At 45.3% G+C, this 16,245-nt stretch carries 13 protein-coding genes; 6 read left to right on the forward strand and 7 right to left on the reverse strand.

Features of this window, described 5'->3' with window-relative positions; all coding sequences use genetic code 11:
* Positions 1-40 precede the first annotated feature (40 nt).
* On the reverse strand, positions 41-610 hold the full coding sequence (locus tag L865_RS0103325; RefSeq protein WP_028771931.1) for a LemA family protein: 570 nt from the start codon (positions 608-610) through the stop codon (positions 41-43).
* Positions 611-1,973: 1,363 nt separating this feature from the next.
* Between L865_RS0103325 and L865_RS0103335 the strand changes: the two genes are divergently transcribed.
* Positions 1,974-3,587, forward strand: a complete 1,614-nt coding sequence (locus L865_RS0103335) for an AbgT family transporter (RefSeq protein WP_028771932.1) — start codon at positions 1,974-1,976, stop codon at positions 3,585-3,587.
* Between the two features lie 52 nt (positions 3,588-3,639).
* Here the strand turns inward: L865_RS0103335 and L865_RS0103340 are convergent, their stop codons facing one another.
* Positions 3,640-4,044, reverse strand: a complete 405-nt coding sequence (locus tag L865_RS0103340; protein WP_028771933.1) for a hypothetical protein — start codon at positions 4,042-4,044, stop codon at positions 3,640-3,642.
* Between the two features lie 168 nt (positions 4,045-4,212).
* Between L865_RS0103340 and L865_RS25390 the strand changes: the two genes are divergently transcribed.
* Positions 4,213-4,350 (forward strand): hypothetical protein, encoded by a 138-nt coding sequence (locus tag L865_RS25390; RefSeq protein ID WP_157577415.1) that lies wholly within the window; start codon positions 4,213-4,215, stop codon positions 4,348-4,350.
* Between the two features lie 105 nt (positions 4,351-4,455).
* Here the strand turns inward: L865_RS25390 and L865_RS0103345 are convergent, their stop codons facing one another.
* The 3 genes from L865_RS0103345 to L865_RS0103355 all read right to left on the reverse strand — a co-directional run bounded on the left by L865_RS0103345 (position 4,456) and on the right by L865_RS0103355 (position 10,031).
* On the reverse strand, positions 4,456-7,608 hold the full coding sequence (locus L865_RS0103345) for an efflux RND transporter permease subunit (protein ID WP_028771934.1): 3,153 nt from the start codon (positions 7,606-7,608) through the stop codon (positions 4,456-4,458).
* Positions 7,609-7,617: 9 nt separating this feature from the next.
* Positions 7,618-8,784 (reverse strand): efflux RND transporter periplasmic adaptor subunit, encoded by a 1,167-nt coding sequence (locus L865_RS0103350; RefSeq protein WP_028771935.1) that lies wholly within the window; start codon positions 8,782-8,784, stop codon positions 7,618-7,620.
* Positions 8,785-9,344: 560 nt separating this feature from the next.
* Positions 9,345-10,031 (reverse strand): DNA-3-methyladenine glycosylase I, encoded by a 687-nt coding sequence (locus tag L865_RS0103355; protein ID WP_028771936.1) that lies wholly within the window; start codon positions 10,029-10,031, stop codon positions 9,345-9,347.
* A gap of 155 nt (positions 10,032-10,186) precedes the next feature.
* On the opposite strand from L865_RS0103355, the gene L865_RS0103360 reads away from it, so the two are divergent.
* Together L865_RS0103360 and L865_RS0103365 are read left to right on the forward strand one after the other, a co-directional pair.
* Complete coding sequence (locus tag L865_RS0103360; RefSeq protein WP_028771937.1) at positions 10,187-11,089, forward strand: LysR family transcriptional regulator; 903 nt, start codon at positions 10,187-10,189, stop codon at positions 11,087-11,089.
* 78 nt (positions 11,090-11,167) lie between these two features.
* Entirely contained in the window at positions 11,168-11,812 is a 645-nt protein-coding gene (locus tag L865_RS0103365) for a glutathione S-transferase family protein (RefSeq protein WP_028771938.1), read from the forward strand.
* A 20-nt stretch (positions 11,813-11,832) separates the two neighbouring features.
* Here L865_RS0103365 and L865_RS0103370 read toward each other — a convergent pair whose 3' ends face one another.
* Together L865_RS0103370 and prlC are read right to left on the reverse strand one after the other, a co-directional pair.
* Positions 11,833-12,363: a thioesterase family protein gene (locus L865_RS0103370; protein WP_028771939.1), complete on the reverse strand. Its 531-nt coding sequence runs from the start codon at positions 12,361-12,363 to the stop codon at positions 11,833-11,835.
* Positions 12,364-12,510: 147 nt separating this feature from the next.
* Positions 12,511-14,550 carry an oligopeptidase A gene (gene prlC / locus L865_RS0103375; RefSeq protein ID WP_028771940.1) on the reverse strand — a complete coding sequence of 680 codons (2,040 nt, stop codon included), beginning with the start codon at positions 14,548-14,550 and terminating at the stop codon, positions 12,511-12,513.
* Positions 14,551-14,823: 273 nt separating this feature from the next.
* On the opposite strand from prlC, the gene L865_RS0103380 reads away from it, so the two are divergent.
* Together L865_RS0103380 and L865_RS0103385 are read left to right on the forward strand one after the other, a co-directional pair.
* A complete protein-coding gene (locus tag L865_RS0103380; RefSeq protein ID WP_028771941.1) occupies positions 14,824-15,597 on the forward strand; it encodes a hypothetical protein in 774 nt (257 codons plus the stop codon).
* Positions 15,598-15,733: 136 nt separating this feature from the next.
* On the forward strand, positions 15,734-16,204 hold the full coding sequence (locus L865_RS0103385) for a hypothetical protein (RefSeq protein WP_028771942.1): 471 nt from the start codon (positions 15,734-15,736) through the stop codon (positions 16,202-16,204).
* The last annotated feature ends 41 nt before the right edge of the window (positions 16,205-16,245 follow it).

The following is a 16,245-nucleotide window of genomic DNA, read 5'->3' on the forward strand; positions in this document are numbered from 1 at the left end:
TTCAATATCTTAACTTACGACTGACTTTAGCTGTTGGTGGTTACTTTAAATAATCACTGGCATCAACACTTTGTTTTGCTGCGTCATCAGCCTGATAAAACGGCATCACCTTCACACTAGCCATTGCGGCAATAATCGAACCTGGAAATATCTCCACGGCATTGTTGAGTTCAGTAACCGCTGCATTATAAAAACGTCTTGCAGCGGAGATATGCGCTTCAACCTCATTGTAGGTTTGCATGGCTTGCAACATGGTATTGTCTGACTTTAACTCAGGGTAATTCTCAACATTAACCATCAGTTGTGCCATTTTCTGATTAAGTTGCTCAGCAGCGGCTAAGTGTTGACTAATCGCTTGCGGATCTTGTTGGTCGTACCCCCCTGCCACTTGCGTGCGCAGCGCAGTAATTTCGGTGAGTAGGCTCTGTTCATGGTCCATGAACTTTTGGGCGATTTTAAGAATATTAGGCACTAGGTTGGCGCGCTTTTTTAGCTGCACATCAATGCCTGACAAGGCTTCCCTGGTGGTATTGCGCTTCTTGATCAGACTCACATACCAAAGGTAAGCCACAATTGCGACCAGCGCCAAAGCTAACAGTAACCCTTCCATCATACGTCCTTATTATTGTTTTAACGGCACATTACACTCGCTATAACCCCCTAACATTACCTATTTTGTCTAACAATTCCAGCTATTTATACAATATTAGTCAAAATTATTGTTGGTTACTAAATACGCCTTTTTCACTCTCAATGGCCATAAAAAGCCTTTAAGGTAAAGATTGACACATCAATTCTAAGGCTACAGGGGTAATCGTTACTCAACTGGCTATAACAACAAATATTCTTAATCCCTTGTACGCCAATGTTTCAGCAAAACCTTGTTTTATATCGATTATTTATTACTTTATGCAGTGACGATTTTTAATCACCATGACAGATACCTCGGCTTGATTGAGTGGCTATGCCGCCAAAGCTTCATTAAAAGCCCGCAATAATGAGATCTTGATCGCACTAATCGGCAATTTAGCCTTTTTCAAGTTTAGTTTCAGTTAGCCTTAAGTAAGCACAGCCTATAATTACGCCATCCTTTTAAAGGAAGCTTGTGAATATTCCCGTTTAGCCTCTTATTGCATAAGAGGCTTTTTTTTGTCCCAATTTCAGCAGCCAAACCTGCCTTGTTACCGCTCGATATTTGTTCAGCTTAGGTACAGACATAAACACGTATTATTAACTCAACCAAGCGAGACCACCATGGTTAACCCCAACATGGCGTGCGGTGAAATGTTCAACCCCAAACATCCCTTCGGAACCCATTGCGGTTCCTTTTTTTTGCCCAAATTTCATTAATCTCATCTACGGCAATACAAGTTTTCACTGCACAAATTTGATTCAGCTTAGGTACAGATATTATGGCGTAATATTAACTCAACCAAGCGAGGCTACCATGCTCAATCCCAACATGGCGCAAGGTTAAAAGTTCAATCCAAATATCCCTTCGGAACCCATTGCGGTTCCTTTTTTTTGCTTAAATTTCATGAGCTTTACCTGGATAAAGGAAAAATTAATAACTGCAAACTTGGTTCAGCTTAGGTACAGACATTAAAGCGTAATATCAACTTAACCAAGCGAGACCACCATGATCAATCCCAACATGGCGCAAGGTTAAAAGTTCAATCCCAAATACCCTTTCGGAACCCTTAGCGGTTCCTTTTTTTTGGCTCAAATTCGACATTACCTGGGCCGGAATATTCAATTGCAGCGCCGACTTGCCGATCTCACTGTGGATCCTTTTTTTTTGTCCTTTATAATGCTCCCTCTGCTGTTAATAACAGCAATATCGACCAGTTTTTAAGTTTCAATTAAAACTTCTACGCCACTATGGCCGGTCTACTCGAAATTACCGAGTATTTTCGCCGAAAAAAACGATATTTAGGGTACAGAAGATACCCACAAAATTTGAAGGATATGGTATGAGTGCAAACAAGTGTGACAGCGGCTCCCCGCCAAACACCAAACCTGAACAGATCGCCCAGAGTGGTGCATTTGTACGTTTTCTTAATGTTGTAGAACGATTGGGTAACCTGTTACCACATCCCATTACGCTATTTGCCATGTTCTGTCTTGCGGTTATCGCAATCAGTGGCATCGCCGGTTATTTTGAACTCACCGTTATCGATCCCCGACCCGAAGGTGCCTCTGGCCGCAGTGCCGACGGTATGATTCATGTCGTCAGCCTGATGAATGCCGAAGGTTTGCGGATGATCGTATCAAACCTGGTCACTAACTTTACCGGGTTCACACCACTAGGTACGGTATTGGTCGCTTTACTAGGTGTCGGTATTGCTGAACGTTCTGGTTTACTTTCAGCGGCTATGCGTACACTGGTTATGGGCGCTTCAAAACGCTTAGTAACCTTAACTATTGTGTTTGCTGGTATCGTGTCTAACACCGCTTCAGAGCTTGGCTATGTAGTACTCATCCCGATGGCTGCGATGATCTTCCACTCATTAGGCCGACACCCGCTAGCGGGTCTAGCAGCGGCATTTGCCGGGGTATCGGGGGGCTATAGTGCTAACCTATTATTAGGCACAGTAGACCCATTGTTATCGGGGATTACTGAAGCTGCCGCACAAATGATTGACCCTGATTATCTCGTCGGTCCTGAGGTAAACTGGTATTTCATGTTTGTCTCTACGTTCTTAATCACCACATTAGGCGCCATCGTTACTGAGAAGATTGTTGAACCTAAACTAGGTAAATACGACGCCTCTGAAGCATCAATTAATCTTGATGAGCAAAAAATGGATGGTGTGACCGCACAAGAAAAACGTGGCCTGAAAGCCGCTGGTCTATCAATTCTATTGTTAGGTGGTGTGCTGGCTCTAACCATTATTCCAGAAGGTGCTCCGCTACGTAACCCAGACACGGGCTTAGTTGCAGGCTCGCCATTCCTTAAAGGGATTGTGGCCTTCATCTTTATCTGTTTTGCCATTCCAGGCCTAGTCTACGGTAAAGTCGTCGGTACCATGAAAAAGGATAAAGATGTCATCGATGCCATGTCTCACAGCATGAGTACCATGGGCATGTACATCGTACTGGTATTCTTTGCCTCACAATTTGTCGCGTTCTTCAAATGGACTAACCTAGGTGCCGTATTGGCGGTAACCGGTGCAGACGCACTCAATGCCATCGGCCTAACCGGTCCATTGGTGTTTGTACTGTTCATTATGATGTGTGGCTTTATCAACTTAATGCTAGGTAGTGCCTCGGCGCAGTGGGCGGTGACAGCCCCCATCTTTGTACCTATGTTGATGCTAGTGGGTTATGCGCCTGAGACCATTCAAGCAGCCTATCGTATTGGTGATTCAGTAACTAACCTTATTACCCCCATGATGAGTTACTTTGGTTTGATTCTCGCGGTTGCATCGCAATATAAGAAGAATTTGGGCATAGGAACGTTAGTGGCAACCATGTTGCCGTATTCTATTGTGTTCTTTATTGGCTGGACCTGCTTCTTCTTCCTGTGGGTATTTGTATTTGGCTTGCCAGTTGGACCCGGCGCGGCAACTTACTACACGCCGTAGATATCCTCTTTAGAATTCACCCTAAAAGGCATCATATTTGATGCCTTTTTTATTATCTAGCACGCTTGCGTAGCTGCACTAAAGCGACTGCACTGATTGAGCTAATCCCGATAAACAGTGGGTCAATCAACCAGCCTGTGCCTTCAGAGAAGTCCCCTATAGGAATGCCCAGCGAGAGCGGTGCTCCCAACATCATTGCACTACTGCCTCCAATCGCGCGCACACTGAGCAATGCAGCCCAAAGTAAGCTTAAACCGAGGCCGAAACGTGGACGGCGCCACAACAACCAAACAGTCACCATGGGCAGCAAGGTATAGACCAATAGATAAACCGTTAGGCCGCTAGTTACCGTCGCCTTGCCAAGATAAAGCACTGTTACCGCAACGGCCAACAAAGCCATGGCAGATAACAGCATACTCAGCAGGAAAATTATGCGCGTGGGCTTGGTTAATTGCACAGTGACATCTGTCCTTGTAACTAAAACAGCTTTTGAGGCGATAGCATGAGTATGCAAGCAGTAAGGTGACAATTGCAATAATACCAATCAGTATAAGAAATTGATCTACTCAGCGCGCTTTGGGCAAACTAATTCAAGGAGAATGATTGAAACAATGGTTGTTCCCTTGTGAAATTATTCAACGCAGAAGTAGGCAGCCTAAAACGCGCCAGAATGGCGAGTTTTAGCGGTTCTGATGCTGTGTTAACGAGTTTAACCGTAGAACAACTATGCTCTTCACTCGTTGCCTTACCTCAGAACCGCTAAATTCTCGCTGAGTGACTAAATGTTTATACTGATTGGTATAAGCTAGTCACGTCAGGCACAAAAAAGCCCAGCTTAGCTGGGCTTTTTCTATCGAGTTAACACGGCTTAGTCAGTGCTAGTCGAGCGAGCTTGTTTTGCCGCTTTGGCTGCTTGACGTTCGCGCTTACTAAATATCCGCTCTACCACAACAAAGAAGATTGGGATAAAGAAAATACCTAAGAAGGTCGAGCTCATCATACCGCCAAGTACACCCGTACCAATTGCGTTTTGGCTACCAGAACCTACACCCGAGCTAATGGCTAACGGTACAACACCGAGACCGAAAGCTAGTGAGGTCATGATAATAGGACGTAAACGTACTCGAACCGCGTGCAAGGTTGCATCAACCAAAGTCGCGCCTTTTTCATAGTATTCTTTAGCAAATTCTACAATCAAAATCGCGTTCTTAGTTGCCAGACCCACGGTAGCTAGCAAGCTCACTTGGAAGAATACGTCGTTAGGTAACCCGCGGGCATTCATCGCTATCAATGAACCAATAATCCCTAATGGCACTACCAGTACGACCGCAAAAGGCACAGACCAGCTTTCATAAAGAGCCGCAAGTACTAAGAACACCACTATAATCGACAGTGCATATAGCAATGGTGCTTGGTTACCTGATAAACGTTCTTCATAAGATAGCCCGTTCCACTCAACACCAAATCCTGGTGGTAGCTGTTGCACCATAGCTTCAATGTCAGCCATGGCTGCACCGGTACTATAACCTTGGACTGTACCGCCTTGAATGTTCACCGCCGGTAAGCCGTTAAAACGTTCTAGACGAGGTGAACCAAACTCCCACGACCCTGTAGCAAAGGCTGAGAATGCCACCATTTCGCCTTGTGCATTACGCACATACCAAGTGTCTAAGTCTTCTGGCTGCATACGATATTGCGCTTCACCTTGAACGTAAACCTTCTTAACACGGCCACGGTCGATGAAATCGTTAACATAGCTGCCACCCCAAGCGGTACCAATGACGCTGTTTACTGCATCAATGTCCACACTGAGGGCACGCAATTTGGCGTGATCGACATGAATTTGATACATAGGTGCATCTTCTTGGCCATTAGGTCGCACGCCAACTAAGTTGGGGTTTTGCGACGCCATACCAAGCAACATGTTACGGGCTTCAATCAGCTTTTCATGGCCTTGACCACTACGGTCCTGCAGATACAAATCGAAACCGTTAGCGGTACCAAGTTCAATCACTGCTGGCGGAACGAAAGCAAATACAAAGGCTTCTTTCATCTGCATGAACATGCCCATGGCACGCCCAGCAACAGACTGAACATCTTGGCCTTCGCCTTTACGCTCCGACCAATCCTTTAAGCCAACGAATGCGATACCCATGTTTTGACCGCTACCCGCGAAACTAAAGCCTGAAACACTGAAGACCGACTTAACATTGTCGCCTTCTTGGTTCAGATAAAAGTCAGTGACTTTTTCCATCACTTCTTTGGTGCTTTCTTGGGTTGAGTTCACTGGCAAAATCGCCTGAGTAAACAAGATACCTTGGTCTTCGTCTGGCAAGAATGCCGTAGGCATACGCATAAACACCCAGGCAACGGCAACTGAAATTGCCAAGTACACCAACATCACTCGACCCGTACGCTTGATCATCTTAGCGACATTCGCTTCATAGCGAGCAGTTAAGTTGTCAAAACTACGGTTAAACCAGCCAAAGAAGCCGGTTTTAGCATGACTGGCACCCTTTTTAATCGGCTTAAGCATGGTGGCACACAGCGCAGGTGTCAGAATAATCGCAACCATCACTGACAATGCCATTGCGGTCACAATCGTCACCGAGAACTGACGATAAATCACCCCGGTTGACCCTGACATAAATGCCATAGGAACAAACACGGCAGACAAGGTTAAACCAATACCCACCAATGCCCCAGTGATCTGATCCATGGATTGCTTGGTCGCCTCGATAGGGCTCAATCCCTCTTCTTGCATGACCCGCTCAACGTTCTCCACCACTACGATGGCATCATCAACTAACAGACCGATGGCCAGAACCATAGCGAACATGGTCAAAGTGTTGATTGAGAAACCTAGCGCTGACAGCACGGCAAATGTACCGAGCAATACCACAGGAATCGCAATAGTTGGAATCAAGGTGGCGCGGAAGTTCTGCAAGAATAAGAACATGATCAAGAAAACCAATACCACGGCTTCTAGTAAGGTATGGACAACACCTTCAATCGAGTTCTCAACAAATGGCGTAGTATCGTAGGGATAAACCACTTCCATCCCTTCAGGGAAGAAAGGCTTTAACTCTTCAATCTTTTCTCGTACTAAACCTGCGGTTGCCAAAGCGTTGGCGCCAGTAGCAAGCTGAATACCAATACCCGCCGCTGGCAGACCGTTGTAGTATGACTCAACATCATAACTTTCAGCACCTAGCTCAACACGAGCCACATCTTCTAAGAATACCTTAGCGCCTGATGGATCAGACTTAATGATAATCTTTTGGAACTCTTCGGCTGTCGTGAGACGACTTTGGGCAGATACAGTCGCATTAAGCTCTTGGCCTGCAACCGATGGCGCACCACCTAATTGACCAGCAGAAACCTGCGCATTCTGTTCTTGAATTGAGCCGATGATATCTTGTGTAGTGAGGTTGTATTGAGTCAATTTCATTGGGTCAACCCATATACGCATCGCGTATTGAGCACCAAACAATTGAATCGAGCCCACACCAGCCACACGGCTTAGCGGTTCTTGAACGTTTGAACCTACATAGTCAGAAATATCATTCTTTTCTAACGAGCCATCTTGCGATACAAAACCCAGTACCATCAAGAAACCCGCACCCGACTTAGAAACGTTTACCCCTTGGGCTTGCACTTCTCGCGGTAGCAAAGGCATGGCTAATTGCAGTTTATTCTGCACTTGAACCTGGGCAATATCAGGATCGGCTTCAGCGTTAAACGTTAGGGTAATTTGCGCATTACCAAAACTATCACTGGTGGAAGAGATATAACGTAGATGGTCTAAACCTGTCATACGTTGCTCGATCACCTGAGTAACCGTATCTTCCATGGTTTTAGCCGATGCACCAGGGTACACCGCCTGAATAACCACCGAAGGTGGTGCAATACTAGGGTATTGCGAAACCGGTAATTTGGAAATCGATAGCACACCCGCTAACATCACCAAAATGGCGATCACCCAAGCAAAAATAGGGCGATCGATGAAAAAACGTGCCATAACTTAACCCTATTTCTGTTGCGAAGTTTCTGACTTATTCATATCAACTTCTTTAGCCGATACTGGCGCGCCAGGACGAATTTTTTGTAAGCCTTCCACGATCAGTTTATCGCCAGTTGCAAGACCATCAACCACTCGCCACTGGTTATCAATCACTTCAGCCGTGGTGATAATGCGTGATTCCACTTTATTGTCAGCGTTAACCAACATGGCGACTGCCTGACCTTTGGTGTTACGGGTAATCGCACGCTGAGGCACCATAATCGCTTGAGGATCGGTACCGGCATTTAATACCGCACGCACATACATACCAGGCAATAACACGCCTTCTGGATTAGGGAATTCTGCGCGCAATGTCACTGAACCGGTGTTTTCATCCACACTCACTTCAGAGAACTGCAAAGAACCGATGTGATCGTAATGCGTACCATCTTCCAAAATCAGCGATACATCAGCATTCTCAGCCGCCAGCAACGAACCTTGCTTCAATTTTGCCTTTAGGCGTAACAACTGAGCACTCGACTGAGCGATATCAATGTTAATTGGGTCAAGTTGTTGAATTTTAGCTAGCGTGTCAGCTTGATTGGCTGTCACCAATGCACCTGCTGTCACTGATGATTTACCAATACGACCGGAAATTGGTGCGTTTACATCGGTGTATACCAAGTTGATTTTGGCAGTATGAATCGCAGCTTTAGCCACAACGACATTCGCCTGGGCTTCTTTATACAGCGCGTCAGCTTCATCAAAATCTTGCTGACTAATGGCGTCGGTTTTAATCAATTCTTTAAAGCGTAAAGCTTTTGCTTTAGCTGATACTAACGAGGCTTCAGCACGAGCAAGGTCTGCTTCAGCACTTTTCAGCGCAGCTTCATAAGTGGCTGAGTCAATCTTGTACAAAGACTGGCCTTCTTCAACCACGCCACCTTCTACAAAGGTACGCGCAGTGATGATGCCGGTCGCTTGTGGTCGAACTTCAGCTTCTAAAAACGCTTTACTACGACCAGGAAGCTCTATTTCAATGGCTTGCGATTGTGCGCTGATGGTTAATACTCCCACCTCGACACTATTCGGCCCTTGCTGTGCTTGACCTTGCCCTTGTTCATCCTTCTGCCCACAAGCAGTCATCCATAACGCCACACTGATTATCGAGGCAATTTTAACTATTTGCCGCATGAGCACTCCTGATCTTTACTTATCATTAACCAACCCACCTGAAACGTAGATAATTTATCCAGTTCAAGTGGATTAAAAACATAATATATATGGGTAATATTTGAACGTGCTGTTATCTCACAAGTTACCGAAACCAACAAGCAAAACAGGCGAGTTAAATTGTAAGTTTGTGCAAATAAATGGGATAAATCATGATGTTATGTTAACCGTCGGTTAACTAATGATCAGTGCTACAGTGAAAGTTACACGCTTGTAAACAACTGCTAATCTTGCCACTCGCAACCCTTTACTGAATGTCACACTTTCCGCTGCAAACTTAATTTTAACATCAGGTCATCAACACGCTGCGCTCACTGCCCATGCTGTACCCGTATTCGGGTCACCTATCACTAGACTGCACTTTGCAATCCAATCAACATATTACGCTACATTAGCATTAATATAGTTGATTAGGATGAATTTATTGTCACAACTATGATAAAAGTTGGCAATTTGTTGCGATAAAAGTGTAATTATCTTTTACGGCTAGCAATCGACTCTTCAGAGATAAGATATGGCCACTATAAACGGTTGTCACCCACGCTGAGCGCCAAAATTCGACTGATGTCATTGAAGCTTCGATTTGACTGTTGCTGCCAATGGTTAAACGTTTGCTGGACTTGCTGCAGTCCTCGTTTAGAAGTAAACCCAGCATCAACCAACTTATGAGCCTTGAAATAGGCTTGGATATCTTGGGTAAGTAAGAAGGTATCTTTACCCACTGCTCGCAGAAAATAAGGGCCAGTATTGCCGCCAAGTCGCTGGCCTTTGCGCTTTAAGGTTTGCCAAAGCCCAACCATATCCTCCTGCGGCCATTGCGATAAAAAGTTGCCGAAGCTGCCATGCTCGATAGCAAGTTCATGCACCATCAACGCATTGTCATAGATGGCTTGCGTCTTTTTAAAGTGGCGGATTAATTTTACATCTTCTGCACGCTGTTGAATCTGATCTGGCGACAACATCAACACTTTGTGGGGTTCAAAATTGAAAAAAGCTTGCTGATACGCTGACCACTTATTGTCGACAACCCGCCATACAAATCCACTTTGAAATACCTTTTTGCTCATCTGCGACAACAGCTCAGCATCAGATAACTCAGCCAAAGCCAAAGGCGTTTGCCATTGTGCTAATAGTAACTGTAATTGCTCCTCGCCCCCTTTACGCTCACAAGCACGCTGGTAGATAGTTGCAAAAGATTCGGCGGTCATATTAGATGGCCCTCAATTAAAAATTAGTCAGCCCATTATAAAAGTGTTACCCGGTTTAACTAGCGGTTTTTGCTTCGCCAACCATTAAATTTGAGTAATTAATAAACAAGTAATATAGTTAATCTGTTAGTTCTGATAACCAATTGAGGTATCACATGGACGCGGGGCAACTGTATCGCATGCTGGTTTTTGCCAGTGTGGTAAAACATGGTTCTTTAACTGCGGCAGCGGATAGTCTGGCAATTAGCCGCTCAATGGTCAGCCAACACCTAAAACGCTTAGAGCAGCGATGTGGGACGAGTCTGTTACACCGCACCACTCGCAAGATTAGCCTAACAACCGAAGGCCAAGCTTTCTATTTCTATTGCGCCGAGCTACTGCACTTAGCAAACCAAGCTGATAGCGCCCTTATTCCCGCAGATGACCAGCTAAGGGGCAGTATTAAACTCACCGCTCCGGTGGCCTTTGGCGAGCGCTGCTTAATTCCAATTCTCACTGATTTTCATCGACAGTACCCGCATCTACACCTCAACTTGCAACTTGACGACAATCAACGAGACCTGATTGAACATAAGATTGATTTGGCTATTTCGGCACAACCACTTACCGATACTCGCCTCACCAGTGTCAAAATTGCCCAGTATGACGAGTACATTGTTGCCAGTCCCAAATACACCGCGGAGCAAGGCACTCCTTTGCACCCCGATAGTTTAGGCGAACACCGCTGGGTACTGCATAGCGGCAATCAATTACCCATCAAGTTGCAGCTAGATAATAGCGACAAAGAGCGCTTCGGCGTGGCCATCACTCCCTTTGCCTGCTGCAATACGCTAAACGGGACGATGGAACTGGTTATTAGTGGTGTCGGCATAGGCATGCTAGAAGAGCACCTCGTCAGTGATTCATTAGCTAGCGGTGAGCTAGTGCGACTATTGCCAGATTATCATCTTGGTAATAAAGGCTTTTTTGCATCACATCCATATCAAGATCAGCTGCCGCCAAGAGTCGCTGCATTACTCAATTTGCTGCAGCAACAGTTTGCCAATCCACAAGAATAAAATTGACTACTTTTCTCTGCAATAGGCCGACTTTGGGGCTAAAATTAAGACTCTAGTTAAACAAAGGAGGCAGTTAAGATGGAGCTATTTTACCATCCCTTGTCTCGCTACAGCCAAAAGGTATTGCTGGCTTTATATGAAAAGCAGGCCAATTTTTATGCCCGCATTGTACATTTAGACGACCCTTTATCTCGGCAACAATTTCTAACCTTAAGCCCTTTAGGTAAATTGCCTCTGCTACAAACTGCTGAAGGCACGCATATACACGAAGCCAGCATTATTATTGAATACTTAGATCAGCAACTAAACCAAGGCACACAACTTATCAGTTTACAGCCACAGCAAGCGTTAGAGATCAGACGCTTCGATCGCCTGGTTGATCATGATTTTAATGACATACTCTATCAAATAGAATGTGCAAAGCAGGCTACATTGGATGAAATTAAGCTACTCAGTCTGAATAAACGTTTGGCCCTGTTGCTTGATCAGCTTGATAGTCAATTGAGCCAACAACATTGGCTTTGTGGTGACCGGTTTAGTTTGGCAGATTGCGGGCTGATTCCTTGCTTAGTAGAAGCAAAGCACCATGTAAAACTCTACCAATACCAAGAAATTAACCGCTACTTACATCAAGCTATGGCCCGCGGCGCTTTTACCCAGGTATTTGACGAAGTCAGTGTGGCTAAAGACAAAGCCTCAGCGGGATATCGACCGATCCGCTAATGGCTTTGTGTAGTGCTAAACTAGATATTGCGCTCTTTTTTCAATTGCAAAAATGCAATCCACTTTTGCACTTCAGGCGGCAGTTCTGGCTCGGGGCCAGTAAAACCGGCCTCTTTAACAATATGACTAATAGGCACTTGCTTACCTTTACACACAAATACCCCACGAACATGGACAATGCAATGCAGGCCTTTTGCACTGACAAAACGCTGCTCAATGTAAAAGTACTTCTCGTCCCAACCCACCAGCTTAGATTCAATTTCAAACTTAACAAAGGGCTTAATATCGCGAATGTAAGTAAACTCTGCCGCATTAACGATCGGAAACCACTTCAAAGCTAAAAAGCGCTTGAGCAGTCCCATTTCAGCTAACATATAGGTCCGCGCTAAATCCATCAGCGCCGGATAACGCGAATTAGTCATGTGCAAGTTGATATCACAATCGAGCGGTAGCGCGCGAAAATCGATATGACTCGTCCCCAAGAAATCGATTTTTTTACAATGACGTACCCGCCAAACCATTAACCATATCAACCTAAAATAGAGATTCATTTACCACTTTCCCTTGTTTGTAAGGCCGAAAAGGCTATCAGAGGTCTTACCAGATCACAAGTCACAAAAAATCATTACAGTAGGTGACCCGTCGCGCAATAAAAAAGGGAAAGCTTTCGCTTTCCCTTTTAAATAGTACCGCCATAATTACTGCTCTATTCCGCTGTGTCGCAGTAGCGCATCAATTTTTGGCTCGCAGCCACGGAAACGTTTAAACAGCACCATAGGTGACTCACTGCCGCCCATCTCAAGAATGTTTTCTAGGAAACTGCGGCCCGTTTCACGGTTGAAAATACCCTCTTCTTCAAACCGTGAGAACGCATCGGCAGATAATACTTCAGCCCACTTATAGCTGTAGTATCCCGCGGCATAACCACCAGCAAAAATATGGGCAAAGCTGTGTTGAAAGCGATTAAAGTCTGCAGCTTTTACCACTGCCACTTGCTGTCTAACTTCATCAAGCTTTTGCTGCACATTGGCGCCCTTATCGGCATCAAACTCGTGATGCAGGCGAAAATCGAATAGTGAAAACTCCAATTGACGTAACATCATCATGCCTGACTGGAAGTTCTTTGCCGCCAGCATCTTATCTAACAGGGCTTTAGGAAGTGGTTCACCGGTTTCAAAATGGCCAGATATCTCTGCCAACGCTTGCTCTTCGTAACACCAATTCTCAAGGAACTGACTAGGTAACTCGACTGCATCCCAAGGCACACCATTAATGCCAGAGACACCACCCACATCAATCTTGGTCAACATATGGTGGATACCATGACCAAATTCATGGAACAACGTCGTGACTTCATCATGGGTAAATAGCGCTGGCTTACCATCAACCGGCGCATTGAAATTACAGGTGAGATAAGCCACAGGCTTTTGCAAACCATTGGCAGTCAAACGTCGTGCGCGGCAATCATCCATCCATGCGCCACCGCGCTTACCTTCTCTGGCGTATAGATCGAGGAAAAAGCTGCCACGATGGCAATCTTCTGCATCGAAAATGTCGAAAAAGCGCACATCTTTATGCCACGTATCAACACCTTGTCGCTCTTCTATCCGCAAACCAAATAGCTGCGATACGGTATAAAACAATCCAGACAACACCCTATCTTCAGGGAAATACGGGCGTAAGGTTTCCTGTGAAATCTCATATTTATGCTGCTTGAGCTTTTCGGCATAGTAACTCAAATCCCAAGGGGCTAGCTCAGTTACGCTAAAATGCTCAAGCGCAAATGCAGTTAACGTGGTTAACTCGTTTTGCGCTTGAGTTTTAGACTGCGACGCCAGTCCATTGAGGAACTCAATCACTTGTTCTGGGCTTTCAGCCATCTTGGTTGCCAATGATTTGTCGGCAAAGCTGTCGAAACCAAGTAGCTGAGCCAGCTGATGGCGTAACGCGACGATTTCATCCATAAGTGGACTGTTATCAAATTCACCGGCATTTGGGCCTTGATCAGAAGCTCTGGTCACAAACGCGCGATAACATTCTTCACGCAGCTCGCGGTTATCACTGTAGGTCATCACCGGTAGGTATGAAGGAATGTCTAAGGTAAACAGCCAGCCTTGTTGCTCTTTAGCGCTTGCCATGGCTTTAGCGGCTGCAATCGCAGACTCTGGTAATCCTGCTAACTGCGCTTCATCGGTCACTAATTTTTGCCATGCATGGGTGGCATCAAGCAATTGATTTGAAAAACCACTGGTTAGCTCAGATAAACGTTTAACCAGTTTTCCATATTCTTGTTTACCCTCATCATCCAATCCAATACCTGTAAGCTCAAAATCGCGTAAACTTTGGCTAATCACCTGCTGCTGAGCTTGGCTCAATGCGGCAAACTGCTCAGATTGATGGATCTGCTTATAAGCTTGATATAAACCTTGGTGTTGGCCGACATAGGTGCCGTATTCAGATAATAGCGGTAAGCAGGCATCATGTGCTGCGCGCCACTCATCGGTACTGAGCACCGAATTCATGTGGGAAATAGGCGACCAAATCTGGCTCAACTGGTCATCAACTTGTTCTAGCGGCGCAATGAGGTTATCCCAGGTGAATCCACTATCATTACTTAATAGTTGATCAATTTTTTGCCGACAATCAGCTATCCCCTGTTCTACTGCGGCTTGGATATGCTCAGGTTTAATTTCAGAAAAAAGTGGCAACTCGGTACCGCGTAGCAAAGGGTTACTCATGTCTTGGCCTCAAAATCATTGTGTTAATTGATGAGATATGGGCGCACGCGGCTAGATTCAAGTTAAATCTGCCACTAACAACAATCTAGCGCACGTCTAACAGCCTATTGCATAAAAAACCTTGATCATGCTCAAGAAAATAATTTACACATAATTTACATTTGAGGTATTGATAAGTTGTTCGCAAATACAACCCATTATCATTTACAGTCGCGAATAGCGCTTTAAGATGACAGTGAATCTTTCGCCAATCACCTAAATTAGAGTCTTTCTATGTCTAGACTATTTAATGCCACCTTAGCCACTGCGCTCATGCTCACCGGTACTCAGGCTTACGCCCAAACCACTAGTGCCAATGTGGACGATGCCCACAGCAAAAATCTCATTGCCCACAACGACAGCCAAGATGTGCAAATACTGCTCGATCTTGGTTGGGACTCAAAATATATTTCAGAAGGGCGTAACAACCTTGAAAATGGGGGCATCTACTGGGGAACGGCCGCTATTCAGTATGACAATATCAATCTGTACGCTACGGTGGGGCGCGGTGATACAGACAACTACACTGAGTGGAACTTTGGTATTGAATATGGTTTTGATATTGGTGACAGCATTGAAGCCACTGTGGGCTATCAGCGGATTGAGATTTATGCAGATGAACGTGAATTCGACAATGAGATATTTGCAGACCTCGCTTATACCGGCATCAGCTGGCTTACCCCCTCCGTTGCATACACCTATTCTACCGAAGCCGGTGGCTACTTTGTTGAAGCCAGCTTACACAGTAGCTGGGAGCTAACACAGCGCCTAACCGTGACACCCTATGTCACTCAAGCATTCGATTTTCAATACGCCACAGAAGATCATAACGGCCCCAATCACTTTCAACTGGGAGTAGAAGCTGAATTTGCCCTTAGTGAACAAATCATGCTTTCAGGTCACATCAGCCACACCATCGCGCAAGACGACATCAAGCGTGAAATGGGCCAAGAAGTGAATAACCTTGATGAAACTTATGCTGGTATTCACCTGAGCTTTACCTTCTAAGCCTGTGAGTCAACTCAACTAAGCCTAAGCGTTTGAGTTAAACTCAGGCAACACTTTGCCAATGGGACAATCGTTGACTACATTTACTAGCTATTAAAGCGAAGGAACGCTTTCAATTGTGCACAAGGAATGGCCTATGTCAGTCAACCTACGTCCCTATTGGTGTTGGGGCAGTTTCTGTCTGTTAGTTTGGATAACGCTCAGTCAAGTAAGCGCCAATGAAACGCAATCACATCTGCCGTTGGGCAGTGTGCTCGATAGTCACGGCAACCCCATTGCCATGCCAGAAAAAGCCGACGTGGCATTACAATACACGCCTACGGTAAGCAGCCAATCTCAACAAGTTCAATCCCGCCCCTCGACTAAACATTCAAAAGCCGATCGCCGCTTGAACAAACGCCGCCCAAACGTAGCCGATAACCCCAGTTGTCGCTGGCTCGATAAACGTATGCAAGGATTAGAAAAACAACTAAACAGTCAAAGACGCCAGCAATTTAGTCATCATGCTGAGGAGCTCGCCGTGCGTCAGCAAGAGTGGCAATGTTTGCAGTGTGGCGGCATGGGACCAAAACCGAGTGACCATAGCCGCTGCCAATATCGACGCTAACTTGCAATACAAAAGTCAATAAACGGGTCTTAGCTATATCG

Origin of the sequence: Shewanella waksmanii ATCC BAA-643 (assembly GCF_000518805.1) — a bacterium.
GTDB lineage: Bacteria > Pseudomonadota > Gammaproteobacteria > Enterobacterales > Shewanellaceae > Shewanella > Shewanella waksmanii.

Bases quoted from the DNA above. Each gene is read 5' to 3' on its own strand.
- L865_RS0103335 (WP_028771932.1), top strand. From the start codon at position 1,974: ATGAGTGCAAACAAGTGTGACAGCGGCTCCCCGCCAAACACCAAACCT.
- L865_RS0103350 (WP_028771935.1), bottom strand. From the start codon at position 8,784: ATGCGGCAAATAGTTAAAATTGCCTCGATAATCAGTGTGGCGTTATGG.
- L865_RS0103355 (WP_028771936.1), bottom strand. From the start codon at position 10,031: ATGACCGCCGAATCTTTTGCAACTATCTACCAGCGTGCTTGTGAGCGT.
- L865_RS0103325 (WP_028771931.1), bottom strand. From the start codon at position 610: ATGGAAGGGTTACTGTTAGCTTTGGCGCTGGTCGCAATTGTGGCTTAC.
- L865_RS0103365 (WP_028771938.1), top strand. From the start codon at position 11,168: ATGGAGCTATTTTACCATCCCTTGTCTCGCTACAGCCAAAAGGTATTG.
- L865_RS0103360 (WP_028771937.1), top strand. From the start codon at position 10,187: ATGGACGCGGGGCAACTGTATCGCATGCTGGTTTTTGCCAGTGTGGTA.
- L865_RS0103345 (WP_028771934.1), bottom strand. From the start codon at position 7,608: ATGGCACGTTTTTTCATCGATCGCCCTATTTTTGCTTGGGTGATCGCC.
- L865_RS0103385 (WP_028771942.1), top strand. From the start codon at position 15,734: ATGTCAGTCAACCTACGTCCCTATTGGTGTTGGGGCAGTTTCTGTCTG.
- prlC (WP_028771940.1), bottom strand. From the start codon at position 14,550: ATGAGTAACCCTTTGCTACGCGGTACCGAGTTGCCACTTTTTTCTGAA.
- L865_RS0103380 (WP_028771941.1), top strand. From the start codon at position 14,824: ATGTCTAGACTATTTAATGCCACCTTAGCCACTGCGCTCATGCTCACC.
- L865_RS0103370 (WP_028771939.1), bottom strand. From the start codon at position 12,363: ATGAATCTCTATTTTAGGTTGATATGGTTAATGGTTTGGCGGGTACGT.